Source organism: Nocardia sp. NPDC050435, from assembly GCF_040655395.1.
GTDB lineage: Bacteria > Actinomycetota > Actinomycetes > Mycobacteriales > Mycobacteriaceae > Nocardia.
On the sequence record NZ_JBFAJW010000022.1, the window covers coordinates 14,658 to 40,308 of the forward strand.

A 25,651-nucleotide genomic window follows, 5' to 3' on the forward strand; every position below is an offset into this window, starting at 1 on the left:
TGCTCATCCCGCTTCCGGGGCGAGATTGTGCAGGCGGCTGGTCAGGCTCTGATTCAGTGCCTCGGCGGTCGCGAGGCGCTGGCGCAGCAGCGCGTTCTGGGCAGCCAAGTCGGCGACCTTGGGGATTCCCTCGGTGGGTAGGTCCTCGGCGTCGGCAAGCCAGTTCAGCACCGAATTATGGTGCACACCAAGGTTTCTGGCGACGGTCTTGGCGGCCGCGGTGCGCGAGAGTCCAGGATGTTCGCCCATGATGGCCAGCATCTGCTTGACGGCGGCCTCGCGGATCTCGGCGGTGACGACTCGGTAGCGACGAGACGACGACGACATTCAGGCCCTCCCAGAGGCGGCGGCGGTGTGGCGGCGTGTGCCGAATTCGCTGAACTTGCTTGATGTTTCGTGGATGCCGCTGGCCCGGTCGGTCGCGGTGAGCAGGAGAAGGAAGGGGATTCCGGGGGTCGCGTTCTCGGTGTACTTGAGTAGGAAATGCCCGGTGCCGGGCGCGACCGCCGCAGAGGCCGGCGGCGCGGCCTCGGCGTCCTCGTCCTCGAGGCGGGGCCGGCGGATCGGTTCCCCGGTCAGTGCTTGCGGGGCAGACCAGCCGGTGACCATGGTGGCCTCGGCGGCGGTCAGCTTGACCACGCGCGCCAAGGCGGCCAGCTCCTCCTCCGGCAGTGCGCCCAGGATTTTCACCCGCGCCCGCTCCAGGAAGCCGATCGCGCGATCCGCGGCCGCGCCGTGCAGCGATTTCAGGTCCCGGATGCTGTGGCTGATCAGGATCAGCGCCGCGCCGATGACGCGCTGGAGCCGGGTCAGCTCATCCACCCGGTCCACCATGAACTCCCCCAGCCCCAGCACCTGCCACAGCTCATCCATGACGACCTGGAAATTGCGTTGCCGCTCCAGGCCCACGGCGGCCAACGCGTTGGCGGCCTCGATGGAGGCGAACCCTGAATTCCAGGTCACGAGCATGACGGCGGCGCGCAGCTTGCGGTCGTCGGGCAGATGCGAGACATCCACGCACACCCCGACGCTGTCGATATCGATGCGGGTGGTGGTCTGGCCGTCGAACAGCGCGCCGTAGGGGCCTCGGGTCAGCGCGCGCAGCGAACGCAGCAGCGGGATCACCGCCGCCCGGTAGTCGGCCTCGGTGGCGGCCACCGCGTCCAGCATCAGATCCTCGGTGCCGGCGTCCAGGACGGCGGCCAGGTCCGACAGGATCGGCGCCTGGTCCTGGACGAACCCGTCGACGGCGCGTTCATCCAGCACCCGCAGCGCGGTCGCCACCAGGGTTTCCTCGTAGTCGGCGATGCGCTGCCCGCGCACCAGCTCGATCAGCCCACCCAAGATGTTGGTTTGGCGGGCGCGCAGCGCGATTCGCATCCGGGCGGCCTCTTCGGTGTGCCCGGCGTCCTCCAGGCGCGCGATCGCGGCACCCATCACGCCGGGGTCCAGCGGATTCCAGCGGCCGTGCCCGTATCCGAGGTCGATCACCTGACCGCCGCACCGGCCGATCAGATCTCGGTAGTCCGGTTTCACGTCGGCCAGGATCAGCGGGGTGACGCCCTGGGCGATGCCGCCCAGGACCAGTCGCCGCACCAGCGAGGATTTGCCGAACCCGTTGAGCGCCAGCACGAACAGGCTCGGCGCGGTGATGAACTTGCCGCGCGCGAACCAGTTGAGCGGGTCGAAACATACGGGTTCGCCGGTCTCGAGGTGCGGGCCCAGCGGGGTGCCCAGGATCGGCGCGCCCGCGCCGACGCACCAGGGCCACAGTCCCGCGACTTGGCTTGTGGTGCCGCGATATTCGGGCGGGACGGCGATCACACGGGAGCGCCCGCCGCCGGGCCCGGTGACGCCGGTGGGACTGACTTGCACCGCGCGCGCCACGGTGGCGGCCGTGGCGCCGGTGGCGCGTAAACCGGCGACGCGGCGGCGGTTGTCGTCGGTGCGCAGCCGGAAACGCGCCCACGCCGCGGCGAGCGGCCCGCCTGCGGCGGCGGTGGCGGCCAGGCGCTCGCGCTCGGCCTCGGTCAGCAGCGCGGTGCCGAACCCGCCCCCAGTGGCCGCAGTGTGTGCGGTATCGCGCCTGGTGGCAGCCTTCCCCGCGCGGGCCTTCGGTTTGGTGGTGGTCACGGGATCACCTTTCCGACGTGGGGGCCGGTGGCCATTTCGGGCAGCACGACGCCCGCGCCGAGGCCAGCGGCGAAGGTGGCCGACTGGTAGCGGTGACAGCGCCGGATCTTCAGCCGGGCCTGCACCGCCAGGTCGCGGGCGATCGCGTCGATAGAGGGCAGGTCGGCGGTCTCGCCGGCATGGTCGGGGGTGGTGATGGTGATCAGCACGCCGAACCGGGTGACGCCGTGCCCGCGCGCCTGCTCGTCGCGGGCCTGTTCGGCGGCGGCCACTCGCAGCGTGGCGTGCGCCGAGCCCAGGCCGTTGCGGCTGGCGTTCTGTCCGGTGAGCGCGTCGCGCAGATCGTCGTCCACGATCGCGGTGGCTTCACCAGCCGAGTGCGGCCGGTAGATCAGCGCGACCCGCTTGCGCGGCACGTCCGGGTTCGGTTCGAGCAGCCGCTGCAACACCCGCTCACGTACGGTGCCCATCGGGGCGGCCTTCATCTCCCATGTGACGCTGGCGGTTCCGTCGTGCCAGAGGTGATCGGCGGCCTCGCGGTAGGCGACCGGTCCGGCCTCGGCCCAGTCGATGCCGTGGGCCAGGCCGAGCTCGGCGGCGGTCTCCAGATCCGACTCGGCGGCCGGATCCCAGGCGCGGCGCAGCAGCGCGGTGATCTCGGCGGCGGTCATCGGCCGGGTGCGCACCCCGGCATCGGCCAGGGCCTTGCCGATGCCGGGCAGCCGGCGCCCGATCTCCACCGCTTGCTCCTCCGCGGATTTGCGGCGCGCCGGGGTCATGGCGCGGAAGGTGATCGAGATCCACGATTCCGAGCGCACCGAATCCGAGGGCAGCTCGGCGGCCAGCTCGTACATGATCTGGCGCGCCAGATCCGGCGCGGTCGGCACGGTCAGCCCTTCCACCTCGGCGGCCAAACGGTTGCCGGTTTCGGGCACAGTGTCGGTGACCGCAGCGATCTGCACGATGTCGGCCTGGCCGCCCAGGCTGGCGATGAATTGCCCCCAGGCCGCGACCCACTGATTGACCATCGGCTGATCCACCGCGCGAGCGCCCTGGGGCCAGGTGCGCAGCATCACCGTGTAGAGGTGCTGGCTCGGAATGTGGATCTGGCCGAAGCGCTCCCCCGCGCCGGTGACGAACTCCGAGAGTTCGGAGGCGGCCATGAGGCCGGGCAGCCGACAGGACCCCAGCCAGCTGAAAGCCCCGGAGCGGTACGTGGTTTCGCCACGGCGGCGTGCGCGCATCCAGGTGAGCACCATGGAAACCCTTTCGTAGGTGGTGCGGCCGTCGATGGAGATGGCGGCCGGGGCGAGCACCGCTATTTCGGTGATCGCCACGGTGATGCCGACAGTCGGGCCGGCCATGGCGAAACTCATGATGGCCAACACGATCGCGGCGAACCCGGCGAGCGTGACACCCCAGGTCAGGCCCCAGAGTCCTTCGCGGCGGGGCTTGGTCCACATGCCGTAGGTGCGGTCCTCCTCGGCCGCCAGGGGCGCACTCATCGCGGCACCGTCGATCGGCTACCGCCACGGCCGCCGCTCGGCGTCGACGGCGCGCCTTGGGGATTGGCGGCGGAATCGGTGGCCTGGTGCACCGTACGCACCCCGGCCCCGGCGGTATGGGCTGCCACGGCCGCGATGCCCAGGGCGGCGTTGCGGCCGCCGCCACCACGTGGGCCGGCACTTCCTCCGGGTCCGCGACCGCTGGCGCTTCCGGCGTGGGCGGCCTGACCGGGCACGGTGCGCGGGCGGTCGGCCTTGTGCATGGTGGACCCGCTCGGCGAAGGTGCGGCGGCGGCTCCGGTGGCGTTGGCGCCGGTGCGCACGGTGCCCGCGCCGCGGGCGTCGGTGGAGCCGGTGGCCACGCGGGCCCCGCCGCCGCGCATGGCGAGCGCGCCCATGACGGCGGCTCCGCCGCCGCCTCGGCTGGGGCTGGAGGTGGTGGTGATCGGGGAGGCCAGGCGCATGATCGCGGGCAGCAGAATGCCCGCGCAGCACAGCAGCACGATGCCGACCAGGGTGCGCTGGGCGCTGGCGGCGTCGGCGGGCATCTGCCCCACCGGTCCGCTGGTCTGGCCGGCCACGGTGAACGCGATCATGTAGACGATGGCCGCGATCGGCTTCCACAGCAGGAACGCGATCACCCAGGCCAGCAGCTTCTGATAGAACTGGCGGCCCATCCCGAACCCGGACCAGGCCGCCGCCAGCGGCAGCAGTCCGACCACCACGATCAGCAGGCCCTGGCGGATCACCGCGAATACCAGCTGTGCCAGCGCGCCGAGGATGCCGAGAATGGTGAGTATCAGTACCAGGCCGGGCGAAAACCCTTGCATCGCGGACACATTGATCATCGATTCCATGACGCCCTGGGCGTTGCCGCCGGTGGAGTCGTTGATCACCCACGCCGAGAACTCATCGCTGGCGCTGGTGGCCGCGACCAGGACCACGCTCAGCGCGGCGGTGGTGGCGGCCGCGCGCATGAGCACCTTGAACGACTCTTCGGCTTCCTCGGCGGCGGCCTGGCGGTGCGCGACCGCCAGGCGCACCCCGCACGCGATCACCGAGGCCATCAGCAGATACACCTGCGGTTCGTAGAGATAGTCTTTGACCTGGGCGAACAACGAGCCGCTGTCGGCCAAGGTCTCGTTGGGCAGCTTCAGCCAGAAGGTCAGCGACAGGATCAGCGCTTGGCCCAAACCCTTGACCAGCGAGTCCACCGCTTGGCCGAAGGTGGTGTCCCACGCGGCATCTTTGACCGCCGACCACGCCTCTCCGGGGTGGGAGGCGACGTTGCCGGCCTTGCACAGCGCGGCCGCGCCGTTGCCGATGTTGAACGGGCCCACGCCCAGATCCTCGAGCGCGTCGTGCAGCTGCTCGCAGGTGTCGTTGAATCCGTAGGTTCCGTCGTCCTGCTGGGCCAGGGCGGGAGCCGCGGAGGCGGTGAGCGCGAACAGGATCACCGCGACCGCACCCAGCAGCCGCCGCCACTGTGGGCGGGCGGGTCCGTGCGCCGCGCTCACCATGTCGTCCACCCGGACAGCGAGGCCAGCGCCTCCTGCGGCGGGTTTCCCCCGGCAGGCGGGCGCAGCTTCCAGGTGCCCTCGGTCCACACCATGGACACGGTGGTGCCCAGCCATCGCGCGGCCTGGGTGGCCTTGTCTGGTTCGTTGCGGGTGGCGAGCTTGAGCACGCACAGATCCGGTGCCCAGCTGACGATTTTGAACGCGTCGGAGGCCAGCAGCCAGCGCAGCAGCACCGCCGGGGCGCGGTCGGGGATCTTGCCCGCCGCCCGGTCGGCGTCGAATTTGGCCAGGTCGGCCGGGGTGGAGATCACCCCGCGCTCCCGGATCACCCGATCACCCATGCGCGCGTTGACTTCCCAGCTCAGGTAGGCCGCCGCGAGCGCGCAGCCCTGCGGGGTGTGCGCCCACCCGGTGGGCATGCCGTCGCGGATACCGGTGGGGCCGTCGGAGGTGGAGAACGGCACCACGGCACCGGTGACGCGCTGCCATCCGCCCTTGTCGCGGGTGCCCGCCGGCGCGGCGGTCAGCCATTCCGGATCCGCCGGGGTGCGCTGGGGTGCGGTCTGGGCCAGGGTTTGCCCGTACTCGGAATTCGGGATGTCGATGCGTCGGCCGAAATCGTCGGTCATCGGCAGGCTGAACCCCGGCGCGGCCGCGCCTGTGGAGGGCGCGGGCGCGGCGGTGGGCGAGCTCGGGGCGGGCCCGCTGCCGGCGGGCTGGTCGTCCTCGCGGGAGAGGAAGGCGGCGACGCCGCCGACCACGACCAGCCCGACCACGACCAGCGCCAGGATCAGGGTGGTGTGCCCGCGGCCGCCGCCGGGGCTCCCGGAATCGGTTGCGGGGGTATCGGTTCCGTGGTCGGTGCTCATCGGGGGGCCTCCAGGTGAACGGCGTTGGCGGGAACGGTGGCGATCGCGGAGTGGGCGACGGTTCCGGCGGCCGGGTCGGGCAGCACCAGCCGCCAGTCCCCGTAGGTCCAGGACACCGTGGTCAGGGTGGACAACAGCGAGTTGTCGGGATAGCTGGTGTAGACCGCGATTTCGGCGCGGTCGGGGGTCCAGGCGGTGATGGAGTAGCCGAGCACGCGCGGGGTGGCGGCGGCGTCCACGGGCCGGGTGATGGAGATCAGCGTGCGGTTGGTGACCCAGAAGTCTTTGCCCGGCCCCTCGGTCAGGGTGGTGCGCGCGATCACCGGCCAGGACGTATCCGGGGCGGTCGACAGGCGGATGCTGTGCTGGATCGCGGCCAGCGCCGCGCCTTGGGGGGTGCGCGTGTAGCCGGTGGCCGCGCCGGTGGAGGTCTTGGTGGGTCCGTCCGCGCCCGAGTGTGGCAGCTTGATGCCCTGCCAGGTTTCCCACCGCACGCCCGCTGGGGGACGGCTGGGATCGGGTGCGGCGGTGCTGGTGGCCGGCGTGGCTGATTCGTCGCGGTCGCTGCCGCAGCCCGCTCCCAGCCACACCACGACCGGCACCAGCGCCAGGGCCAGGCCGCCGCGCAGGTGACCGGATGCGCTGTTGGTGTTCATCGAATCCCTTTCCTGGGCAGCAATTTTCAGGATGTGGCCATGACCGCGACCGCGATCACGGTGCAGCTGGAGGCGATGATCGCGCCCCCCAGGACGCGGAACACTCCGGCGGCGGAGTCGGCGATGTCGCCGCCATCGCGGCGCGCGGTCCAGAAGTTGGTGGCGGCGATGATCAGCCAGATCAGGGAGATGATCATGGCCAGGCCCAGCCCCCAGCGCAGCAGCTGGGTGACCGGCTCGGTGACCGAGCTCGGCATTGTCTTGCCTTGGGCGAGAAGGTTTGTCAGCATCGGCGCGGCCCCGCTCAGGTCGGGATCACGGCGTTGAGGATGGCCGCGGAGCTGGAGGCGATGATGCCGCCGATCAGGGCGCCGGAGATCATGCGCGTGGAGGTGACCATGCCGCCGTTCCACTTCTCCCACGCGAACACCCCGCCTCCGAACACGATGGCGACCGCGCCGCCGAACAGCGAGAACCACAAGCCCCAGCGGGCCAGCTTGTACAGCGATTCGGAGATGGGCGGGTTCTCCGGGGTGATGGAGTCCACGGCCAGCCAGGTGTCATACAGGGTGCTGGTGATCATCGGAGGGTTCCTTTCGAGGTGGGTGCGGGTTGGGGTCCGTATTCGATGGCGCGTACCGCCGCGATCAGGGCGTCGCCGAGCTCGCGGACCGCGCCCATCGGGTCCGGGCCTTTGGACGGGGCAACATGATCGGGGGTCCAGGTGGGCAGATCCTCGAGCTGGGTGATGGGCCAATCGGCTTGCCATCCGATCCGCCAGCGCGCCGGGGCCAGAGTTTCGATCACCTCGAGGTAGCGGGTGATCGGCTTGGGCGCGGTCTTGGGCTGATGCGCGCAGGTGACCAGCCCGAGCAGATGCGCCCGGTGCCCGGCCTGGCCGCAATGCCATTGACGCAACAGATCGTGAGCGCGCGCGAGACCGTCGACGGTTTCGCGGGCCACCACCACGACGTAGGGGCTTTCGCCCTCCAGGACCGCCGGCCACCGCCGGTGGCAGTCCGCGGCCGGGGCCATGAGCTGGGCCAGGGTGGATACGCCCGCGCCGCCGTGCGCGCCGAGCAGCCACACCAGCGGCGGCGGGGTGCGCTCGTGCGGGACCGGGATGTGCCAGATCGGTGCGCGCCGTGCCGGATCCGGGGCGACGGCGGTGGCGTCCTGGGCGGCGGTGCGCAGGCTATCCAGGCGTGCCGCGCGCTGGCGGTCGCCGGGCCGCCAGCCCGGTGCGGGGTGGGGTGCGGCCGTGACGACGGCGCGGGCGGGGGCGCTGGGGGAATCCAACATTGCCATGGCCGCCTCCTTTCTTCGGGGCGAATCTGTGCGGGGTTACGCAGGGTTGGGGGTGGTGGTGATCGGGCGCGAGCTGCTGGGCGGGGTCACGGTGACCGAACTCGGAGCCGGGGCCGGGGTGGTGGTGCGCGGAGCGTTGGTGCTGGGCCGGGCCGGGCTGGTGGTGGCCTTGCCGGTCGCGGTGGCGGGGCGCGCGGCGGGAGTGGCGGCCACGTCGCGGGCGGCGGCGGTGAACCAGTCGGCCACCCAGGTCACCGCCGATCCCCCGGCCGGGGTCACCGGGTCGCTGACGTAGGAGCCGTGGCGGTTGATCACGTCGCTGTACTTCACCCAGGTCGTGGCGTTGAACATGTCCTGGTTGTCGGTGAGGTTCGTCGTGAACGCCGTGAAAACCTCTTGGACCCAGCGGATTCCGGTGGTCAGCGGGATCAGCTGAGCGAGGGAGGCCAGAAGCTTGCCGCCGAACACGGCCAGGCCCGCGATCGGGTCGGCCAGCCCCGCCACCCCGATCTCGGCGATATTGGCCGGGGTCAGCACCGAACGGCCCACGGTGATCGCGGCGTTCAGGCCGATGGTGCCGAGCTTGGCCAGCGCCGCGACCACCTGACCGGGGTTGACCGGAGTGGCCGGATCGGAGGCGTCGGCGATGCGCTGGCTGATCGATTTCTTCGGCGCCAGCGACAGCGAGGACAGGCTGGTGCCGCTCACATCCTGGGTCAGCACCGTGGAGGCGGTTTTGATGCTGGTGGTGGCCAGCGCGGTCGCGATCGCGCCGAGCGCTTGCAGCGGATCACCCGGGTTCTGCACCGTGGAGGCGACATTCGCCACGGCCTGGAGCAGCGGGGCGTGCGCGGGAGCGTCGCAGGACAGGTCACCGGCGGTGCAGAAGCTCGCGACCCGGCCCACCAGCTTGCCGAACTCGGCGGAGCGGGTGGAGGTGATGCCGGTGCCGGCGGGCGGGATCGGCACCAGCTCGTCGATGCCGGCCACCGCCTCGGCGGCCAGGCCCGGCGCGGCGGCCGGGCGCTGCGCGTTCGGTGCGCCGGGGAAGGTGGTCGCGCCGGTCGTGCGGGTCGGATCCCCGAACAGCGCGACACCAACCACCCGATCCGCGGCGATCGGCGCGCCGGTCTGCCCGATGCTCTGGGCCACCTGCGAGACCACGTGCGCGCCCTGGGAATAGCCGACAAGGGCGATCCGGGTGGTTCGGCATTCGCGGGCGATGTCGGAGATCCGGGTACGCAGCCGCTGCGCGCCGCCGGTCACCGAATCGGCGTAGCTGGTTTTCGAGGCCGACGCGATCGTGGACGCTGCGGCCTCGTATGGGATGTATTCGCGTTTGACCGCGACTTTCGCGGCGTCGGCGGCGGCCTGCAGCGGCACGAACACCGTGGACAGAAACCCGGTGTCGTCGGTGGTGGACGCACCAGGCGAGGACTGGCCGGTGCCCTGCACGCCGAGCGCGTACACGATCGGGCAGTCCGCCGAATCCGCCTGGGCGACAGCGGTTCCGGCAGTGAGGTAGGTGGCTGCCGCGAGCGCGGCGGCGGTGGCGCCGGACAGGACGCGCAGGGTGGTCATCGCAGGTCTCCCCACAGGAGTCGGTAGGCGGTGCGGGTCGCGCCGTCCAGGTCGCGCCAGCTGACGTGTCGGCCTCGGGCCAGGTGCGGATCGTGCGGGATCAGCGCGACCGCGCGCAGGTGCGCGCCGAGCCAGGCGCTGAGGTGTTGTACGGCGGCCGCGCCGGTGCCGGGGATCTGCTCGGTCACCACCAGCACCGCACGGCTGAGCAGGAATTCGCCGTGCGCGGTGTCCAGCGCGGCCAGCGCCGGTTGCAGCCGGTTGATCAGGTCCGGGCGCGCGCCGGTGACCAGCACCAGCGCCACCCGGGGATCGGCCAGCAAAGGGGCGGCCAGGCGCGAGCTGACCGGGGCTCCGCCGTCGTAGATCGGCAGGTGCCCGGCCTCGATCAGGTGGGAGTGGATCGAGAGCGCGGTTTCGCGGCGCGGCAACGGCTCCGGGCCGCGCGCCAAAATGCGGGCACCGGCCGAGCTGGCCCCGGTGCAGGACGCGACCGCCGAGGGCAGCGCGGGCCGCTCGGCTTCCAGCCAGGTCTGGGCGGTGCCGACCGGGGCCTGGGCATCGGCGCCGCGTTTGGCCAAATCGCCGCCGTAGGCGGTGATGTCCACGCAGACCGGGCGCAGGTCGGTGTCGTAGTCGGTGGCCGCCGCGCCTGCCAGTCCGAGCGCGGTGGTGCTCACCCCGGAGCCGCCGCACGCGCCGAGCACCAGCACCGGCGGGGCCGCCACCCAGCGCGCCGGACCGGCCGAGTTGAGCGAGGGCACCTCGGTGGGCGAGCCGGGCGCGGGCGCGGCGGTCAGGGCCGCATCCTCGGATTCGGTTGCGGAGCCGTCGATTTCACTCAGATCGAAAATCGTCATGTCAGTTGCTCCCTGCGGTGATCGCGGAAATGAGCACCTGGCCCTCGGGCCCGGTCGTGGTGGTGACGGTCTGCTGCCAGGTCGGGCTGGCACCGTCGGGGCGCTGCTCGCTGATCTGCACCGACCAGCGCGCGGGCCCGGCCGGGGTGATGGTCACGCAGTGCCGGGTGCCGGCCGGAATAGCGGCGATCGCGGCGCGGGTGGCCTCTTCGCTGGCGGCCAGGGCGTCGGGGGCGAACACGGAGCGCACCGCGGCTACGTCGCGCAGGACGTAGAGGGCGTGCTGTTGCAGCAGGATCACCCCGGGCCCGGAGGTGTGGTTGCCGGGGTCGGAGCCGACGACGAGTGTGTCGGTCGCGGTCGGTGCGCACCAGGCGGGCAGGCTGGGCGTGGCCACCGCCGCCGCCGGCACCATTGCCGGGGTCGGTGATGCTGTGGCCACGCCCGCCGCCGTGCTGGGGCTGTCACCGTTGACCGCCACCAGCGCGCCCCCACCCCCGGCCACGGCCACGAGCGCGGCGGCCACGCCGAGGACACGGCGGCTGCTCAGGCGGTGTCGCCGTGCCGCCTGCCGCCTGCGCATGTCCTCGACAATCGGCGCCATCGGATCGTCGTCCACGATCGGCGCGGGGGTGGGGGTAGTCGCCTCGGCCGTAGCCGAGATCGGTTCGGGGAGTGCGAGTTCGGGAGCTTCGCCCAGCCACTGACGCCACACCTCGGCGGGCGCGGGTCGCGGACGGGCCTGCGGTTCGGTGCGGGCGTCGGACTGGCTGGGCATCGCTACCTCCTCTTAGTTCGCCGGTGCCAGGACCGCGCCGACCAGATCGGCGGGCATCGGCGGCATGGCCGCGATCGCGTCGTGCAGCGTCGAGACCGCTTGGGTGACAACCGGATCGGCGGCCACGTACTCGGCGGCCTGGGTCACGGCGGCGCTCACCTGCGCGACGACCGGGGCGGCCGCCTCGGCCAGGGCCGCGACGCTGGGCATTTCGACCACCGGCGGCGGCAGTGCCGGCAGTTCGACAGCGGGCAGCGCGAGCGCGGGAGCCGCGGGCGCGACGGCGGGCACGTCCACCAGGGCGGGCAGCTCTTCGGAGGGCGGGGCCGTCATCGTGCCGCCGCCGAGCGCGTTGGCGGCCGCGCCGGCCAGCAGGCCACCGGCGGCCGCACCGGCCACGGCGGCGGGCACACCGGCGATCAGACCGCCGGCCGCGCATCCGACGATGCCGCCGACCACCGCGCCGCCCGGGGCGAGCGCACCGGCGGAAGGGATTCCGGCGATCGCGGCACCGGCGACACCGCCGACCACCGCGCCGACACCGCAGCCCACCAGCATCGGGATCGGGGTGGCCACCAGCGTGCCGGTGTAGGCCCCGGCCCCGGCCGCCACGATCGTGGAGGCCGCGCGCCGGTCGGACTCCTCACGGCTGAACCCGGCGCGGTCGTAGCCGTCGGCGATCCACCATTCCGCCCAATCGGTGTATGACTGCGCCTTGCGCACCAACACGGGATCGATCCAGTCGGGCACGTCGGCGCGGGTGTTGCCGAATCGGAAGGTGTCCGGGCGCACCGGCGCGGTGGGCTCCTGGGCCACTGCGGGCAGGGCTTCGGTGGCGGACTCGTCCGGGTCGGGTTGGGTGGCGCGTGGCTGGATGACGGTCTGGGCCGGGGGTTTCTGCTGCTGGGGCCGGGGCCGTGAGGGCTGGGGCAGCTGGGCGGGTTCGGGAATCCAGTCCGCGGCACTGGGCGGGGCCGGTGGTTTCGGCGGCGCGGTGAGTGCGGGCTGGCCGGACTCGGGGGCGGCCAGGCCGGGCTGGCCGGGTGCGGCGTGCGCGGTGCCGGTGGCCACCGCGACCAGGGTGGGCAGGGCGGCCAGCGAAATGAGCGCGCGGCGACGGGGATTGGTCATGATGCTGCCTCCTCGGGCACGACGAAACCCGCCACCGCAGCGACAGTGATCGTTGCGGGGGCGGGTTTCGGATGGGGTGAGTTGCGGCCGTTTCGCTTGTGCGGCACCAACAATCGGTGAAGCTGCGAAAAGTGGGCACACGGGTGCCGCAGGCCGAGAGCTATTCGGTGGGATTGTCCGAATGGTGAACGAGTGCATCACGAACCGCCTCACAGACAGGCTCGAACAGAGCCTTGAATGGAGCGCGGGTGATGCCCCCGGTGGGCGTCACAACCTCGAAAGGTGCGCCTAGCTTGTGGTTCAGGGACCTGGGAGATCAGCCGAGGGGCTGGACCTCGAGGACGGTCCCTGTACCGATGCCACGGATTCTAGATCATTTTCCTATCACTGAGGCAACCATTAGCTACTGCGTGTCGCGGACTCCTCGGTCAGCGGCAGCGGCAAATGCCCTGGCGGCTGGGCCGTGGCCTCGGTGTGGCCGGGGGTGAACAGCACCAGCCCGACCGTGGGCGCGGTCACCGGGTCGACCTGGCGGGCAACGACTTCCGACCAGATCCAGCCGCCGGCGGGGTTGCGGGTGCGTACCTTGTCCACCACGGTCTCGCCCTGGAGCGCGGGCCCGATCAGTTCGGGGATGCGCGCCATGTCCTCCGGGTGCAGGCCGGGGGCCTGCCCGGTGGAGACGCCGTGGCCGGCGCCCTCCATGAGCGGGGTCAGCCACTTGAGCACCACCGGCCAGGTGCCCCGGAAGTCGACCAGGGCGCCGAATTGTCCGGTGGCGGTGATCGCGGTGGAGGTGATGCCGGCGTCCACCAGGTCCAGGGCCAGCTCGGCGGTGTCGATCTGGTCGGTGACGTCCTGGACGATGCCGCGAAGCCGCGGGCCCACATCGGTGTCGACGTAGCGGTGCGCGTATTGCAGCGCGACCAGCTTCCCGCCTGCCCCCCGCAGGACGAACTGGCCGACTTCGGCGGATCCCGGTGCGGCCGAGGCGATCTGTTCCCAGGTCAGCAGCAGGTCCCGGGTGCGCACGATCGGCCCGCAGAAGTCGAAGGGGCCGTAGATGCTGCGGTCGCGGTACTCCAGGGGCGTGCCCATGATGTCGAGAATCTCGGTGCTCAGGTGCAGGCGTGGCACCTCGGTGGGCGTGGCCAGCTCCCAGTAGCTCGCACCCACTCTCGGGGGCTCCGGGCGCGGGCCCGTTCCGAGGGTGATGTGCACGCCCGCGACCGCGCCGTCGGGGCTGATGATCGGAAATGCGGCGTGCCCTGGGCCCTGTTCGGGGGCGCGGGATTTGCGCACCCGGTCCACCACGCCGATCGCGGTGGACAAGTCATTGCCCCGCAATTCATTGCGCAGTTTCCGGAATTCACGCACTCGGCCATTCCTGGATACCACGAGCGGGTCCGCGCCGATTGTTTCTATCAGCAACGAATCCGGGCCGCGCTCACTTGCTTCTGTCACCGTGTACGCCCTCCCTGTACTGGCTTCAACTGATCTCGAGAGTAACCGGCAATCGTATCAGCTACAGTCGCAAGCGCCAGAAAGTAAAAAGGGGAAGGTTCGCATGGCTGACTGGATCGCGCTCGCAGAAGACATCACCTCAAAAGTCCTGGCCCCCAACGCGGCCGAGGTCGACCGCACCGGCCACATACCTAACGCCCACTTCGCCGAGCTGGCCGCCCGCGGCTTCTACGGCTTCCCCGGCGCCGGGTTCACATTGGAGGAGGCATTCGAGGCCGGAACCGCGCTGATTTCCGGATGCTTGGCTACCGGATTCGTGTGGGCACAACACGTGGGGGCATTGCGTGCGGTCGCCGCGTCGGACAATGAGGAATTGAAAGCGGAATACCTTCCGAGAATGGCGGCTGGTGAATTCCGATGTCCGGTTTCCTACGCGGGCACTCTCGCCAAGCCGACGCTGTTCCTGGAGGAGACCGAGGGTGGCTACGTCCTGGACGGCATCGCGCCGTTCGTCTCCGGCTGGGACTACACCCAGGGCCTGGTGGCCACCGCGCTGCTGCGTGGTGGTGACGGCGACCGCCTGGGCACCGTGCTGGTGACCGACCGTGACGCGCGGCGACTACGCGCGCATCCCTTGCCGCTGATCGCGGCCGACGCCAGCCACACCGTCCGCCTGGCCGTGGACGCTCTGCCGATCCCGGCCGCCCACGTCGTCAATATCGGCACCACCACGGGCTTTCGGGAGGTGCGGATGGTCGCGGACTGGATCAACGGCGCGCTGGCCTTCGGTGTCGTGCGGGACTGCCTGCGCGAGCTCGAGCGTCTGGACGCCGATCCTGCGCCGTTCCGCGACCGCTACGAGCAACTGCGGGCCCGCTACACCGGCGCGGCCGGGGATCTCGCGGCGGTCCACCAGCTGCGCGCGCAGGCCGGCCTGCTCGCCGTGCACACGGCCACTGCGGCCGTCGTCGCGACCGGCAGCCGCGCTGTGCTCGCCGGTGCGACCGCCGAACGGCTCACGCGCGCGGCGCAGTTCGTGCTGGTGGCCACCACCCGCGACCCGATCAAACAGGCCCTGACCGAGGCCCTGGCCGCGCACGCGCCGGACTAGACACACCCCCAGCGCCAGGCCGAGGCGGTCAGTCGGTCTCGGTCTCGCGGCGCTTACGGAGTTCGTCCCAGGCGATACTGGGATTGCCGCCGAAGATGGCCGCGTGCATTTCCGGCGGCAGATCCTTCATGGCCTCGGCCAGCTCGGCGTCGGAATGAGGCCGATCCTGTTCGGGTGATGCGTGGTTCTCGGATTCCATGTGCATCTCCTCTGTCTCGCCCGGCCTGCGGTGTGACCACGACTGTAGCCACGATTTCGGCGCCAGCGAGTCGCCTTGCCACTGATCCCTGTCGGTGCCAGAGGGGAGGATCAGGGTATGGCGACGCATGGCGACCAGGTCGGCTCTGCCCGTGAGATGTGTGAAGGTGACGAGGTCGACGCGATGGTGTGGGACCACGACCAGACTCTCGCCGTTGTCGGTGACCTCGCCGACGACGGTGCGTTCCCCCTTACAGACACCGAGGACTGGGATTGGGGCTCGATCGGCATCGAGGTCGCCGAGCGTGCCCGAAAGCGCCTGGTGGAATACGGGATTCGGTGGGATCCTGACCTTGAGTGGATGACCGGCGGCCGGATCAGTGTCCCCAGCGCCCTGTCCGATGCGGAAGTCACCGCGATCTGGAACCTAGTCAGCGACGAGCAGCGGGCTTGGCTGGGCGAGATCGTAGAAGAAGCACGGTCGGGTAAGCCGCCGACCGCTGGCCACCGCACCAATGGCTGGGCCTGGGTCAATCCCTCAACTGATTGACTGCTGTTACGAGGCGCTCAGGGGGCAGTGCCGAGATTCGTGAACACGAAAGCCAGCCTGGTCTGGTGGTGTCGAGATTCGCGCGCCCAGCCGCTGCCCACATTGACGCTCAGAACCAACCGCAGGGCGTGGTGCGCGCACTCGGTGAGCGATCAGCGGAAACGCCGGGGGTGCGAGCGCGGCGGAGGCAGGCAGACGCCCACCTCGAGCACTTCGACCAGCCAGCGCATGGCGCGTGCGCGCGCCGGCAGGTCCAAGGGTGCCAGCGCGGCGTGCGCGGCGGCCATGGCGGCCAGTTCCGGATTGTGGAAATCGCCTGTCAGCGTGAGGGTTTCGAGGAAGTCTGTCTCGCTCATCGCGGGTTCTCCTGGTCTCGGTTCGTGCAGGTGAGCCCACCCTGGCACGGCGATGTCGCAGCTATGTCGCACAGCGGGCCCGGAGGCGATATGAGCGCCTCCGGGCCCGCTGCCCGAACTCTGTGGTCAGGCCGCCGCGACCAGCGCCCCCACCCCGATCCAGACCCAGTGCCAGGACTGATCCAGATACGCCGCGCCCGAGGCCAATCCGGTGCCGCGCGCGTAGAACCCGCCGTGCCCGGCCCAGCCCGCCAGGCGTCGCAGCGGCGTGCGCCGGTCCGCGATGTAGTGCGTGCCCGCCGAGATCGCTAGGCCGGCGGCGACCTGGAGCGGATCCAGCGCCAGGCCGAGCACCCAGGCCACCAGCGCCAGCGCGCCGGCCTGGGTCGCGGTGTAGGTCGCCACGTGGGCCGCGCACGCGCGCCGACCGGCCCAGCCCGGCCCGCCCTTGTGGGCGGCTTGGTGATCGGACTGCACCCAGTAGTCCCCTGCCTGGTGGGCGACCAGCCATGTGATCGCCACCGCCGCGAAGATCGCGGCCTGATCCGCGCCCATCACAGGCCCTTTCGCGTCGGCTCGGAGATCTCGGCGGACCCGTCGAACGGCAGGCCCAGCAGCCAATTGCGGCGCAGTGCCTGTTTGCCGGCGGTGATGTTCTTCAGCCGGTCGTTGATTGTGGTGTGGTGGCGGCCGAACGCCTCGGCCAGTGCCCGCAGCGATAGCAGCGGGTTCTCCTGGCGTGCCATCACCAGCAGCTCGTCATCGAGGGCGGCCAGGGCCTCGGCCAAGCGCCGCGAGTCGGCCAGGGCCTGCTCGATCCGCGGAGCGGGCAGCGTTTCCCCGCGCCGCAGCGCGGCGGCGGTGGCCATTACGGTGTCGGTCCAGTCCGCGATCTCCCATCCGATATGACCCAGCGGGGCCGTGTTCAGGGTGTATGTGCCCGTTTTGCTGTCGAAGCTCATCCGCTTCTCTCCCTTCTGTAGTGGTGGGTTTCCCTACAGCCCTAGTGTAGGGAAACCCACCACGGTAGACAAGGAGGAAGCATCATTAATTGTCAGCAAACATATTGCAGCACAGGAGAATTGAACGAACGCGTAACGGCGGCCCCGGAATCCGGGGGCCGCCGTTGCCTGCCAGACCTGGGGGGGATAGGCCCGGCATCGCGAACCACGCTATCCCTCGCACCCTCTCGGCGCACCCGAATCGGCCGCTATTCGCTGCGGCGCCATCGCGGGCTGCGCCGGCCTCTAGGCGGGCCGGATATGCAACGTCACGTCGCGCGTGAAGGCGACGATCGCCTCGGCCTCACTCAGTGGTCCGGTATGGCCGAACGCGCCGATCTGATAGCCGGCCGCCAGCAGCGGCGGAACCACCTTCTCTCCGAGGCTTCGGGCCGACTCGGCCCACTCGGCCTCGGCATAGGCCAGCGCGCGCGCCACGTAATCATCCCGGGACTCGTCTTCTCCTCGGGTCGGATAAGGGATCGGGGCGAGACGCCGAGCGGGCGACAGCGCCAGGCCTACCTGCCTGATCCGCGCGGCCGGGAGTAGATACACGTCGTCGGTCGCGGTTTTGCCCAGCGCCACCCCGGCCGCGGTGAGCGTGTCGTGCACGCCTTGACTCCACGCGGCGATGTCGAGCACGTCCAGCGCGGTCACGCGGGACCAGATTCCCTCCACGCGGCGGGCGATCTCGTTGCTGCTCACCCCTTGCTGCTTGGCCTCCCACATCGCTGCAACCAGCGCCCGCTCGGCGTCCCGGCATCCCTCGGCACTGGCGGAGACCAATTCCGCTGCGGCCCTTTGGTTTTCATCCATACAATCATCATGCGGTATAAAACTATACCAGTCAAGAACTATACCGATGCGAATTCAGTAGTCGCCGAGGGGGAATGCGGCACAAGGCCGCGGGATTCCAGCGTTCGCGGCGGCCGCGCCGTTGCGACCTGGGCGCGCCGTTGCGCCTGCGATGCCGGAGGGTTCGGCGATTCTGGCCGACTACCGGCGCGGCTTGCTCGTGGCCGTGGTCCAGGACTTGGCCACCGCGCGCGAGTCGGCGAAATGGACCTGATGCGGCCCGGCGTGACCGCGCGGGCGGTCGCAGACCCAGGGCAGGCCATTGGCATGGGTGTGGGCGCGGCACGGAGCGGGCATTGTGGCGGTGGCCATCGAAATCTCCTCTGCGTGAGTGGGATTCAGGCGAATCGGGGGGCGGAGGGAAGCACGCGCGCCAGGAGGTCGGCCACCTGCTCGAGGGCATAGCGGCTGGCGCCGTGCTCGTCGTCCAGGCAACGCTCGGCGATCGCCCGGGCGGCGAAGGCGATGGCCTCCAGGTCGGCATCGGTGGGCCTCAGCGCACTGGCGGGCCGGGCGCTGTTCCAGCGGCGCGCGGGGTCGGTGATGATCGCGGCGGCCTCTCCCCCGGTCAGACACCCACTCACCGCGCGGATCATGGTTTCGGGGTCGGCGCCGGCGGCGACGGCACGCGCGAAATGCCAGTCCGCCAGGCCCCAGTAGCCGGTGGGGGCGTCCAGGTAGTCCGCGGCGACGATGCCGCGCAGGCGTTCGGACAGTGGTGCGGTGGGATGCTCGGCCACGATGCTCCTGCCGGTCGGTGGTGGAAGTCCCATCACCGTACACGATCAATCGTTTACACGGAAGCACGACTAATCGTTGACACGATCTACTTGAGGGTTCTACGCTTCTAATTGTCAATCTGACTTAATGCGAATTCCCTTGGGGGACATCATGGAAATCGACATCGAGCACACCGTGGCTACCATCCACGCCATGGCCGACCTGGACGACCTGATCACGATGGACGAGCACCTGGAGGCCGCGCGCGTGGCGGTGCTGGCCGCCGGCCGGACCATGCTCGCGCTCGGCGACACCCGCCCGCGCCCGGAAATCGAGGCGGCGGTCGATGCTGTGGAGGCCGCGGCCGTCCGCGTGGACGAACTCCGCCGCGCCTACTCCGGCGCGTTCCGCGAACTGCGGCTGGCCGGCGGTGGGAAATGAGCGCCCCCGCACAGCGATTCCGGCCCGCGCTCACCGTGGATCTGGTGGCGCTCACCGTGCGCGAGGCCGCGTTGCAAGTCCTGCTGATCGAGCGCGGGACAGCCCCGTGGCGTGGTTCGTGGGCACTGCCCGGCGGTCACCTGGAGGAGAATGACGAGGATCTGGACCAGGCCGCCGTGCGCGAGCTGCGCGAGGAGACCGGCATGGGTCTCGGCACCGCCCACCTCGAGCAGCTGCACACCTACGGCGCGGCGGGTCGCGATCTGCGGGAACGGGTGATCACCGTGGCCTATCTCGCGGTGATACCCGATCCCGCCGCCCACGTCCTGGCCGCCGGCGACGACGCGCGCGCGGCCGCCTGGATGCCGGTGGCGCCGATCCTGGCCGGGGAGGCCGCGCTGGCGTTCGATCACGGCAAGATCGTGCGCGCGGCGGTGGAGCGGGTGCGATCCAAACTGGAGCGCACCATGCTCGCGACGGTGTTCGCCGGCCCGGAGTTCACGATCACCGAGCTGCGGCAGGTGTATGAGATCGTCTGGGGCGCACCGCTGGACCAAGCCAATTTCAACCGCAAGCTCCAGCACACCGGCGTCCTGGTGCCGACCGGTGAGTACACCACGCGCCAGGGTGGCCGACCTGCCGCGCTCTACCGCTGCGACAGCGCCGTCAACCTGCATCCACCCATCCCCCAGCCTGTTCAGTGATCCTGAGCCGCTTCCAGCTCGGCGCTGACAGGCAACCTGAACCCGGACCAATTCGTCACAGTGACCGTGCCCCCGAGGGCAAAGATGGCCTCCCGCAGTTTTGCGGGAGGCCATCTTTTAGAGGCGGCTCGCTAGGACTTGCTGGACTTGGGTAGCGCCTTCTCGATTCGCCGCGCGTGCTGGACGAGCGCGGCGGCGAACGCTTTAGCCTCCTCCGGATGGGCGTGGGCGCGCTGGGCCACCTTGTCGGCTGAGCTCGCCACCTTGCTGCCCTCGGCCTGAAACCACGAGGGAGACTCACCCAGCGACTGACCTTCTACGGGCTCGCCGGGCAGCAAGCCAAGCACGACACGCACAGTGTGAATCACGGTGTCGTGATCCCAATCGCCCCCAGGCGGCAAGGCTTTGATCGCTGCGGTCGCTGTCCTTCGCACGAGATCGGCCGTCACCTTGACCTTGACGCCCTGCTGGTTCGCGGCGGCGACCTCTTGGGCCAGAGACGTATACAGCTGCGCTGCGGCCTGAGCGTTGTGCCCTTTGGCGATAGGCAGCAGCTCCCGAGTCTGGCGTTCGTTGATTTTGTCGCCCATGGGCGACAAAATCAGCGGCTCGGCGATCTCCGCCGCGTCCATCAGCCGATAGGCATGGGTGCGGTCCATCTGCCAGCGGTCGCCGACGTAGTCCTCGAATGTCGCATGCGTTTCCCGATAGAGCCGGGCGCTGGAGATCACCCGCAACGCTTTGCCGGCTCGCCAGAACGCCACCCGCAGGACGTTCAGGACCGCTTCGCAAGTCTCCAGGTGGTCCCGTTCTCGCGTGGTGAGTTCACCGGCGTCGGCGGGCCGCTCGTAGGGCTCGGGCAGATCACTGATCGCGGCGGATGCCTTTACCGTCTCGGCGACAGGCTGGCCGGGCACATCCATCGGATCGCGCTCCAGGTCCGGCGAAGGCTTCGGTCCTCGGCGCGGCCGCGGCTCCGGACGCTCCTCCATCTCCATTTCAGTCAGGGTCATGCGAATACCTTCCTGGCCAGTGCCCCGTATGCCTGGTGCACGGGCTGCCCCTTCGAATAGAACCCGTAGTACTGGCCCGCTGCACGGCTCTCTTTGACGATGACACGATGGGGCACGTACGGCTCCAGAAGCAGGTTGCCGTAGGCGTTGATGAACTCCTGCTCGGCGCGCTTGGCGTCACGAGTGGGCACGGTGTCACCCCAGGCGCCGATCACAATCCCTGCCTCGGTCAGACGATCCGTCGCCCCCAGCATCTCCCGGTGCTTCTTGAATCGCCGCACCGATTTGTAAGCCCCTTCGACGCCGTCCAGCCCATCCTCATCGAACTTGCCCGCATAGAGCACCTTGGTGGAGGCAGTCATCGCGTTCTGAATCAAGGGCCCGCCCTGCCTGTTCGGGCAGTCGATCACGACCCGGCGGGCTTTCAAGCCCCGCAGTGAGACCGCTAGCCGGATGTCGGACAGCTCTTCGGTGCTGGTCTCCCGATTCGAGAGTGTGCGCCCGCTGGGGACCACCCGCAGATTGGGCACCTGCCGCCAGCGCGCCGGCACCGCGATGTCTTCGGCCCAGCCATCAGGATCGGGATCGGCGAGAATCGCCGCGACATCCAGACCGCGCTCCCGCGGCTCCACATCGAACCATTTGGTGCCGGCGGCGCGCGGATCCAGGTCGATATAGACCGTGTCCTCACCCTCCAGCGCCGAGGCCACGGCAAGGCTCACCGCTGTGGTGGTTTTCGTTGCGCCCCCCGTCTCGCTGTAGACGGAAAGAACCTCTTCCGGGCTAGTCATGGTCAGGACTGTACCGCCGGTGGCGGCTGGATTCGTGGCCTAGATGCCTGCATGACGGCGCGTTTCCCGGCGGCGCGCCACTTTCGTCACTCGATCCAACCCCTGGAAACCAGTTTGTCGCCCATGGGCGACAAACCGACCCTGCCGCGACAGGTGCGCAGAGCGTGTAACTACTACAAAATCGTGTACACGGGTTATCGTGTAAACGTAAAGGCGTTTATCTGGGGGCTCCGTTCCCCGGCGCCGAGGTTCCCCCACGACAGAGAGGACACGACACCGATGAACGCCACCGCCGGCGACGAGCAGGCCACCGCAGACACGAAGCCGAAGTTCAAGCGCATGACCCTGGACACCCCGCCGGACCTGCACGGCATTTTCAAGAAGGCGACCGTGGACGCCGGCACGCTCATGAAGGACGAAGTGCTCATGATGCTCGAGGCGCGCTACCGCGGCGGTCGCTGGCCCGAGGATGTGGTGCAGCAGGTGCTGGCCCAGGTGCAGCGCGATGCCGACAACGCCGCGGCGCCGGCGAAATCGCGAGGCAAAGGGAAGGGATGACCCATGATGACGCGCGCGACCGCACTCGGTGATCACACCCGTCACAGCGTGACCGATACCGACGATCACACCGGCATGGACACCGCCGACGCATGGTCACATCCGATCACCGCCGACCCTGTGACCGTCACAACCGAAAGTGAGCCCACTCCCCCGCCGGTCACCCTGCAAAAAGTGACCATCACACCCGAAGATCACACCCCATCCGATCCGATCACCGAGGCGATCGAGGCCGGCGACGGAGTGATCAAGGCAATGGTGGCCGCGATCTGCGACGTACTGGACGACGTCACGGTGAAGCCGGCGCGCGTGCTGGGCCTGCTCAGAGATCGCGGAGTCGACACCAGCCGAGAGACCGTGACGCGGGCGATCAAGTCCTGGCGCGAAGCGCGCGCGACCGCCGACCCGAGTGACGGTCACACCTCCACCATCTACGCGTTCCCCCTGACCCGAGAGCGAGCCGAGCGCGTGACCAGCGACGACACCACACCGGCCGATTTGCCGCCGGTGAATCTGGATCCGTCCGAGCGCACCGCAGACCTGCCGCGCCTGACCCCCGAGCAGGAGGCGCGCCTGGAGGCCGAGTTGACCGCGCTCACCGCCGCCGCCTACAGCACACAGCCGCAGGCCGTGACCGTCACGCCCTGGAACACCTCACCCGTGACCGCCCCTGCGGCCGCAAAGGCGGTCACACCCGCACTTGGTGATCACCACGACCGAGGCGACGTGACGATCACACTCCACCCCGCCGTCACATCCGCGCGCCCCATGGTCGCCTCCACCGATCACGCAGCAGCAGCGGTGACGGTCACACCGCCCTCTCCGGCGGTCACACCGGGCTCCGCCGGCGCAACCGTGACCGATGACGCGGTATCGCGTGACGATCGTCCCTCCTGGGTCGCGGCGGCCTGTTATGCGGTGGCGGCCGTGGCCCTGCTCGTGCAGCTGGATGCGAGCTGGCGATTCTTCGGTGAGGTGCTGCACGTCAGCACCCGGTACCAGGAGCGCTACATCATGTTCGCCGTGGCCGAGCTGGCGCTACTGGTCTCGGGCGCGGGTATGGCCTACAACATCACCAAGCACGGTCGACCGGGTGCCTTCCGGGCCATGGTGTGGGCCGGGGTCGGCGCGTCCAGCTATATCGCCTGGGCCATGTCCGACACCCCGAAGGAAGCACTGGGCCGGATCATCCTCGGTCCGCTGCTGTCGGCGGCGATGCTGCACCTGGGTCTGGGGATCAAACTTCGCGAGCGCCACCAGCAGAGCACCGGGACCATGGCCCGAATTGGTCGTGAACTGCGCGAACGCTGGCTCTCGCGCCTGGGCCTGGCCGACGATGCCCGCGACGCCGCCCAGCGCACCCGCGACCGCGCCGCCGCACGCGCCGCTGTCCTGTCGCGACCGCGCCGGATTCCCTTCAGCCGCGCCGCGCGCCTGGAACGGGCGCTTATGGCGGCCGCGGTGGCCGATGATCCGCAGATGCGAGACAAGATGCTGGCCCGGCTGGCGGTGATCCGGCATGCCCAGGAACTCACCGCGCTGGACCAGGCTTCCCCCTGGGCGACCACGGAATCCAGGTAGGGCACCCCTGCGATTTACCGCCCGTCGAATCGCAGGGATCGGATTCACCAGCGGTAATCGGAAGGCCGCAGATGGATAACCCGCACGAAGCGAGGCCCCGGACCTGCTGTTCAGGTCCGGGGCCTCGCTCGGAGTCACATCCGGCGCCGGTGGCTTGCGCCGCCGCCTGTCGCCCATCGGCGCGCGAGCCGTGCCCCACAGGCGGGGGAGGCACGATGCCGGCAACCGGATGTGTCTCCATTTCCCCACATAGACACGGCGTTTCGCCACGTGCGGCCATACTCACGGTGCGTGCACGCACACGCACACCCAACCTGATCAGGAGTGATGCAGATGACCGATGACACAGCTCCGGTCGTCAATGTGAACGTGTTCGCGGCCGAATTCGCGCGGTGGCGCGACGTTCGCATGCTCTCCCGCACAGCTCTGAGCCGCCGAATGGGCTACTCGCGGCCCTACGTGTCGAAAGTGCTGTCCGGCACCGAATATCCCTCCGAGCAGTTCGCGAGCCGCGCGGAAACAGCGCTCCAGGCCGGCGGCGCCCTGCGGCGCGCCTACGCCGAGTTCACCGCGAACCGCTCCGCGGCGGTGGTTCGTCCGCCGGCGGAGGTGACGCCGGCGGACCGAACCGACATGAGCGCCTTGGTGGTGGAACACGACGACGCCCGGCTGTCCTACGACGGGCACCGCTACCGGCTGACCCAGCGCCGCCGGCTGATCAACGCCTCATCCGAGCCCATCACCCGCTACCTGATCCGCATCTCGGTGGACCGGTACCCCGGCGACCCGGAGCGTTCGAACGCGCTCTACAGCGCCTATCCGCTGACCTGGGAAGAGATCGACCTCCACGCCTGGCACGGTGACGGCCGGACCCAAGCCATGGACTGGGTGCCCCACCACGACCGCGACGCCTTCAAAGAGGTGTGGCTCCAATTCTCCAGCAGCGGACGCCATTACCCCCTCTACCCAGGAGAATCCACCTGGATCGAATACGAGTACTCGGCCAGCGATGCGCACTGGGGCCGGTGGTTCCAGCGGGCGGTACGGCTGCCGACCAATCTGCTCTCGGTCGAACTCGAGTTCCCGGCCGCCATGCAAGCGGCGGTCTGGGGCCTTCAGACCTCCATGACCGCTGAATCCGTCGCGTTCCGCACGCCTATCCAGCACCACCGTCGCGAGGAGATGGACGTGTTCACCTGGTCGACCACCAGCCCGCCACTGCATGCCCGATACCGGCTCGAATGGGATCTCCGGGGCCGCGAGGACGCCGAAGACGACCGCACGCCGCCGAGCCAGATCATGGCCGGCCTCGGCGTGCTCCAGGAAGGGGATCCGCTGCTGCGCACAACGGCGCGGCCCTTCGACCTTCCACGCGAGGCCGAGGACGCCCGGCGGGTGGTGGCCGAGCTGCGATCCGCAGCCGCCCGAGTCGAGCAGGCCCACGTCTTCAGCAAGGGCATGGGCCTGGCCGCCCCCCAGATCGGGATCAGCCGCGCGGCCGCGATCATCCGCACGCCGGCGGGGGACTGGATCACGCTGTTCAATCCGCGGATCGTGGAATCGAGCGCCGAGACCGACGACCAGTATGAGGGGTGCCTGTCGTTCTTCGACTTGCGCGGCAAGGTTCCGCGGCCGCTGTCGATCGCGGTCGAGCACGTCGATATCGAGGGCCGAACTCGGATCACTCAGTACGCGCAAGGGATCGCCCGCCTGATCGCTCACGAGGTCGATCACCTGCACGGCGCGCTGTACCTAGACCGCATGGCGCCCGGCACCGAACCGATCCCTGTCGAGCAGTACAAGGGCACCGGGTCGAGCTGGGCGTACGGCACCACGCCACGACCGTGATTTACCGGCGGTAAATCACGGGTCGCCAGGCGAGTCAGCGGCAACCCCCACAGCGCATCGAGACGTGTGGATCTCGCCTCGAAACGGGCGCGGTTCGCACGCCGCTGTGGCCGCTCTCC

At 69.9% G+C, this 25,651-nt stretch carries 30 protein-coding genes; 7 read left to right on the plus strand and 23 right to left on the minus strand.

Annotated elements, in window-relative coordinates:
• Window positions 1-3: 3 nt before the first annotated feature.
• The 14 genes from AB0I43_RS40170 to AB0I43_RS40235 all read right to left on the minus strand — a co-directional run bounded on the left by AB0I43_RS40170 (window position 4) and on the right by AB0I43_RS40235 (window position 13,805).
• Complete coding sequence (locus AB0I43_RS40170; RefSeq protein ID WP_357434108.1) at window positions 4-327, minus strand: transposase; 324 nt, start codon at window positions 325-327, stop codon at window positions 4-6.
• Entirely contained in the window at window positions 328-2,133 is a 1,806-nt protein-coding gene (locus AB0I43_RS40175) for a hypothetical protein (protein ID WP_357434110.1), read from the minus strand.
• The gene (locus AB0I43_RS40180) at window positions 2,130-3,638 is read right to left on the minus strand and encodes an SCO6880 family protein (protein ID WP_357434112.1); all 1,509 of its coding nucleotides are present in this window, start codon (window positions 3,636-3,638) and stop codon (window positions 2,130-2,132) included. Before AB0I43_RS40180 ends, AB0I43_RS40175 begins: the two co-directional genes overlap by 4 nt.
• The gene (locus tag AB0I43_RS40185; protein WP_357434114.1) at window positions 3,635-5,167 is read right to left on the minus strand and encodes a hypothetical protein; all 1,533 of its coding nucleotides are present in this window, start codon (window positions 5,165-5,167) and stop codon (window positions 3,635-3,637) included. Before AB0I43_RS40185 ends, AB0I43_RS40180 begins: the two co-directional genes overlap by 4 nt.
• Window positions 5,152-6,027, minus strand: coding sequence for a hypothetical protein (locus tag AB0I43_RS40190; protein WP_357434116.1), 876 nt, complete (start codon window positions 6,025-6,027; stop codon window positions 5,152-5,154). Before AB0I43_RS40190 ends, AB0I43_RS40185 begins: the two co-directional genes overlap by 16 nt.
• Window positions 6,024-6,683 carry a hypothetical protein gene (locus tag AB0I43_RS40195; protein ID WP_357434118.1) on the minus strand — a complete coding sequence of 220 codons (660 nt, stop codon included), beginning with the start codon at window positions 6,681-6,683 and terminating at the stop codon, window positions 6,024-6,026. Before AB0I43_RS40195 ends, AB0I43_RS40190 begins: the two co-directional genes overlap by 4 nt.
• 26 nt (window positions 6,684-6,709) lie before the next feature.
• The gene (locus AB0I43_RS40200; protein ID WP_357434120.1) at window positions 6,710-6,940 is read right to left on the minus strand and encodes a hypothetical protein; all 231 of its coding nucleotides are present in this window, start codon (window positions 6,938-6,940) and stop codon (window positions 6,710-6,712) included.
• 47 nt (window positions 6,941-6,987) lie between these two features.
• Window positions 6,988-7,266, minus strand: a complete 279-nt coding sequence (locus tag AB0I43_RS40205; RefSeq protein WP_357434122.1) for a hypothetical protein — start codon at window positions 7,264-7,266, stop codon at window positions 6,988-6,990.
• Window positions 7,263-7,991 carry a hypothetical protein gene (locus tag AB0I43_RS40210; RefSeq protein WP_357434124.1) on the minus strand — a complete coding sequence of 243 codons (729 nt, stop codon included), beginning with the start codon at window positions 7,989-7,991 and terminating at the stop codon, window positions 7,263-7,265. The genes AB0I43_RS40205 and AB0I43_RS40210 overlap by 4 nt, the downstream gene beginning before the upstream one ends.
• Before the next feature lie 36 nt (window positions 7,992-8,027).
• Window positions 8,028-9,572 (minus strand): cutinase family protein, encoded by a 1,545-nt coding sequence (locus AB0I43_RS40215; protein WP_357434126.1) that lies wholly within the window; start codon window positions 9,570-9,572, stop codon window positions 8,028-8,030.
• Window positions 9,569-10,432, minus strand: a complete 864-nt coding sequence (locus tag AB0I43_RS40220; protein ID WP_357434128.1) for a hypothetical protein — start codon at window positions 10,430-10,432, stop codon at window positions 9,569-9,571. The genes AB0I43_RS40215 and AB0I43_RS40220 overlap by 4 nt, the downstream gene beginning before the upstream one ends.
• A 1-nt stretch (window position 10,433) precedes the next feature.
• Window positions 10,434-11,210, minus strand: a complete 777-nt coding sequence (locus tag AB0I43_RS40225) for a hypothetical protein (RefSeq protein ID WP_357434129.1) — start codon at window positions 11,208-11,210, stop codon at window positions 10,434-10,436.
• A 12-nt stretch (window positions 11,211-11,222) separates the two neighbouring features.
• Window positions 11,223-12,341, minus strand: coding sequence for a hypothetical protein (locus AB0I43_RS40230; protein ID WP_357434131.1), 1,119 nt, complete (start codon window positions 12,339-12,341; stop codon window positions 11,223-11,225).
• A 399-nt stretch (window positions 12,342-12,740) separates the two neighbouring features.
• Window positions 12,741-13,805, minus strand: a complete 1,065-nt coding sequence (locus AB0I43_RS40235) for a GAF domain-containing protein (RefSeq protein ID WP_357434133.1) — start codon at window positions 13,803-13,805, stop codon at window positions 12,741-12,743.
• A gap of 103 nt (window positions 13,806-13,908) precedes the next feature.
• On the opposite strand from AB0I43_RS40235, the gene AB0I43_RS40240 reads away from it, so the two are divergent.
• Window positions 13,909-14,916 (plus strand): acyl-CoA dehydrogenase family protein, encoded by a 1,008-nt coding sequence (locus AB0I43_RS40240; protein ID WP_357434135.1) that lies wholly within the window; start codon window positions 13,909-13,911, stop codon window positions 14,914-14,916.
• Between the two features lie 28 nt (window positions 14,917-14,944).
• On the opposite strand, the gene AB0I43_RS40245 is transcribed toward AB0I43_RS40240, so the two are convergent.
• Window positions 14,945-15,115 (minus strand): hypothetical protein, encoded by a 171-nt coding sequence (locus tag AB0I43_RS40245; RefSeq protein WP_357434137.1) that lies wholly within the window; start codon window positions 15,113-15,115, stop codon window positions 14,945-14,947.
• A 117-nt stretch (window positions 15,116-15,232) separates the two neighbouring features.
• Here AB0I43_RS40245 and AB0I43_RS40250 point away from each other — a divergent pair, with 117 nt between their 5' ends.
• On the plus strand, window positions 15,233-15,664 hold the full coding sequence (locus AB0I43_RS40250; protein WP_357434139.1) for a hypothetical protein: 432 nt from the start codon (window positions 15,233-15,235) through the stop codon (window positions 15,662-15,664).
• A 152-nt stretch (window positions 15,665-15,816) separates the two neighbouring features.
• On the opposite strand, the gene AB0I43_RS40255 is transcribed toward AB0I43_RS40250, so the two are convergent.
• The 6 genes from AB0I43_RS40255 to AB0I43_RS40280 form a co-directional block, all read right to left on the minus strand.
• Window positions 15,817-16,020 carry a hypothetical protein gene (locus AB0I43_RS40255; RefSeq protein ID WP_357434141.1) on the minus strand — a complete coding sequence of 68 codons (204 nt, stop codon included), beginning with the start codon at window positions 16,018-16,020 and terminating at the stop codon, window positions 15,817-15,819.
• A 126-nt stretch (window positions 16,021-16,146) separates the two neighbouring features.
• A complete protein-coding gene (locus tag AB0I43_RS40260; RefSeq protein WP_357434143.1) occupies window positions 16,147-16,575 on the minus strand; it encodes a transcriptional regulator in 429 nt (142 codons plus the stop codon).
• The gene (locus AB0I43_RS40265; protein WP_357434145.1) at window positions 16,575-16,982 is read right to left on the minus strand and encodes a hypothetical protein; all 408 of its coding nucleotides are present in this window, start codon (window positions 16,980-16,982) and stop codon (window positions 16,575-16,577) included. Before AB0I43_RS40265 ends, AB0I43_RS40260 begins: the two co-directional genes overlap by 1 nt.
• A 285-nt stretch (window positions 16,983-17,267) precedes the next feature.
• On the minus strand, window positions 17,268-17,837 hold the full coding sequence (locus AB0I43_RS40270) for a hypothetical protein (protein ID WP_357434147.1): 570 nt from the start codon (window positions 17,835-17,837) through the stop codon (window positions 17,268-17,270).
• Between the two features lie 180 nt (window positions 17,838-18,017).
• Entirely contained in the window at window positions 18,018-18,188 is a 171-nt protein-coding gene (locus AB0I43_RS40275) for a hypothetical protein (protein ID WP_357434149.1), read from the minus strand.
• A gap of 26 nt (window positions 18,189-18,214) precedes the next feature.
• Window positions 18,215-18,616 carry a hypothetical protein gene (locus AB0I43_RS40280; RefSeq protein WP_357434151.1) on the minus strand — a complete coding sequence of 134 codons (402 nt, stop codon included), beginning with the start codon at window positions 18,614-18,616 and terminating at the stop codon, window positions 18,215-18,217.
• 127 nt (window positions 18,617-18,743) lie between these two features.
• Here AB0I43_RS40280 and AB0I43_RS40285 point away from each other — a divergent pair, with 127 nt between their 5' ends.
• A complete protein-coding gene (locus AB0I43_RS40285) occupies window positions 18,744-19,037 on the plus strand; it encodes a hypothetical protein (protein WP_357434153.1) in 294 nt (97 codons plus the stop codon).
• Complete coding sequence (locus AB0I43_RS40290) at window positions 19,034-19,741, plus strand: NUDIX domain-containing protein (protein ID WP_357434155.1); 708 nt, start codon at window positions 19,034-19,036, stop codon at window positions 19,739-19,741. The genes AB0I43_RS40285 and AB0I43_RS40290 overlap by 4 nt, the downstream gene beginning before the upstream one ends.
• A gap of 131 nt (window positions 19,742-19,872) precedes the next feature.
• Here the strand turns inward: AB0I43_RS40290 and AB0I43_RS40295 are convergent, their stop codons facing one another.
• A complete protein-coding gene (locus AB0I43_RS40295) occupies window positions 19,873-20,754 on the minus strand; it encodes a hypothetical protein (protein WP_357434157.1) in 882 nt (293 codons plus the stop codon).
• The gene (locus AB0I43_RS40300) at window positions 20,751-21,545 is read right to left on the minus strand and encodes a ParA family protein (RefSeq protein ID WP_357434159.1); all 795 of its coding nucleotides are present in this window, start codon (window positions 21,543-21,545) and stop codon (window positions 20,751-20,753) included. The genes AB0I43_RS40295 and AB0I43_RS40300 overlap by 4 nt, the downstream gene beginning before the upstream one ends.
• A gap of 279 nt (window positions 21,546-21,824) precedes the next feature.
• Here AB0I43_RS40300 and AB0I43_RS40305 point away from each other — a divergent pair, with 279 nt between their 5' ends.
• The 3 genes from AB0I43_RS40305 (at window position 21,825) to AB0I43_RS40315 (ending at window position 25,532) form a co-directional block, all read left to right on the plus strand.
• Window positions 21,825-22,103: a hypothetical protein gene (locus AB0I43_RS40305; protein WP_357434161.1), complete on the plus strand. Its 279-nt coding sequence runs from the start codon at window positions 21,825-21,827 to the stop codon at window positions 22,101-22,103.
• A gap of 3 nt (window positions 22,104-22,106) precedes the next feature.
• Window positions 22,107-23,684 (plus strand): hypothetical protein, encoded by a 1,578-nt coding sequence (locus tag AB0I43_RS40310; RefSeq protein WP_357434163.1) that lies wholly within the window; start codon window positions 22,107-22,109, stop codon window positions 23,682-23,684.
• Between the two features lie 333 nt (window positions 23,685-24,017).
• Window positions 24,018-25,532 carry a peptide deformylase gene (locus AB0I43_RS40315; RefSeq protein WP_357434165.1) on the plus strand — a complete coding sequence of 505 codons (1,515 nt, stop codon included), beginning with the start codon at window positions 24,018-24,020 and terminating at the stop codon, window positions 25,530-25,532.
• Window positions 25,533-25,651: the final 119 nt, after the last annotated feature.

Coding starts and splice junctions, on each gene's coding strand:
- AB0I43_RS40170 (WP_357434108.1), bottom strand. CDS start 327: ATGTCGTCGTCGTCTCGTCGCTACCGAGTCGTCACCGCCGAGATCCGC.
- AB0I43_RS40180 (WP_357434112.1), bottom strand. CDS start 3,638: ATGAGTGCGCCCCTGGCGGCCGAGGAGGACCGCACCTACGGCATGTGG.
- AB0I43_RS40190 (WP_357434116.1), bottom strand. CDS start 6,027: ATGAGCACCGACCACGGAACCGATACCCCCGCAACCGATTCCGGGAGC.
- AB0I43_RS40195 (WP_357434118.1), bottom strand. CDS start 6,683: ATGAACACCAACAGCGCATCCGGTCACCTGCGCGGCGGCCTGGCCCTG.
- AB0I43_RS40200 (WP_357434120.1), bottom strand. CDS start 6,940: ATGCCGAGCTCGGTCACCGAGCCGGTCACCCAGCTGCTGCGCTGGGGG.
- AB0I43_RS40205 (WP_357434122.1), bottom strand. CDS start 7,266: ATGATCACCAGCACCCTGTATGACACCTGGCTGGCCGTGGACTCCATC.
- AB0I43_RS40210 (WP_357434124.1), bottom strand. CDS start 7,991: ATGGCAATGTTGGATTCCCCCAGCGCCCCCGCCCGCGCCGTCGTCACG.
- AB0I43_RS40215 (WP_357434126.1), bottom strand. CDS start 9,572: ATGACCACCCTGCGCGTCCTGTCCGGCGCCACCGCCGCCGCGCTCGCG.
- AB0I43_RS40220 (WP_357434128.1), bottom strand. CDS start 10,432: ATGACGATTTTCGATCTGAGTGAAATCGACGGCTCCGCAACCGAATCC.
- AB0I43_RS40225 (WP_357434129.1), bottom strand. CDS start 11,210: ATGCCCAGCCAGTCCGACGCCCGCACCGAACCGCAGGCCCGTCCGCGA.
- AB0I43_RS40230 (WP_357434131.1), bottom strand. CDS start 12,341: ATGACCAATCCCCGTCGCCGCGCGCTCATTTCGCTGGCCGCCCTGCCC.
- AB0I43_RS40240 (WP_357434135.1), top strand. CDS start 13,909: ATGGCTGACTGGATCGCGCTCGCAGAAGACATCACCTCAAAAGTCCTG.
- AB0I43_RS40245 (WP_357434137.1), bottom strand. CDS start 15,115: ATGGAATCCGAGAACCACGCATCACCCGAACAGGATCGGCCTCATTCC.
- AB0I43_RS40250 (WP_357434139.1), top strand. CDS start 15,233: ATGGCGACGCATGGCGACCAGGTCGGCTCTGCCCGTGAGATGTGTGAA.
- AB0I43_RS40255 (WP_357434141.1), bottom strand. CDS start 16,020: ATGAGCGAGACAGACTTCCTCGAAACCCTCACGCTGACAGGCGATTTC.
- AB0I43_RS40260 (WP_357434143.1), bottom strand. CDS start 16,575: ATGGGCGCGGATCAGGCCGCGATCTTCGCGGCGGTGGCGATCACATGG.
- AB0I43_RS40265 (WP_357434145.1), bottom strand. CDS start 16,982: ATGAGCTTCGACAGCAAAACGGGCACATACACCCTGAACACGGCCCCG.
- AB0I43_RS40270 (WP_357434147.1), bottom strand. CDS start 17,837: ATGGATGAAAACCAAAGGGCCGCAGCGGAATTGGTCTCCGCCAGTGCC.
- AB0I43_RS40275 (WP_357434149.1), bottom strand. CDS start 18,188: ATGGCCACCGCCACAATGCCCGCTCCGTGCCGCGCCCACACCCATGCC.
- AB0I43_RS40285 (WP_357434153.1), top strand. CDS start 18,744: ATGCGAATTCCCTTGGGGGACATCATGGAAATCGACATCGAGCACACC.
- AB0I43_RS40290 (WP_357434155.1), top strand. CDS start 19,034: ATGAGCGCCCCCGCACAGCGATTCCGGCCCGCGCTCACCGTGGATCTG.
- AB0I43_RS40295 (WP_357434157.1), bottom strand. CDS start 20,754: ATGACCCTGACTGAAATGGAGATGGAGGAGCGTCCGGAGCCGCGGCCG.
- AB0I43_RS40300 (WP_357434159.1), bottom strand. CDS start 21,545: ATGACTAGCCCGGAAGAGGTTCTTTCCGTCTACAGCGAGACGGGGGGC.
- AB0I43_RS40305 (WP_357434161.1), top strand. CDS start 21,825: ATGAACGCCACCGCCGGCGACGAGCAGGCCACCGCAGACACGAAGCCG.
- AB0I43_RS40310 (WP_357434163.1), top strand. CDS start 22,107: ATGATGACGCGCGCGACCGCACTCGGTGATCACACCCGTCACAGCGTG.
- AB0I43_RS40315 (WP_357434165.1), top strand. CDS start 24,018: ATGACCGATGACACAGCTCCGGTCGTCAATGTGAACGTGTTCGCGGCC.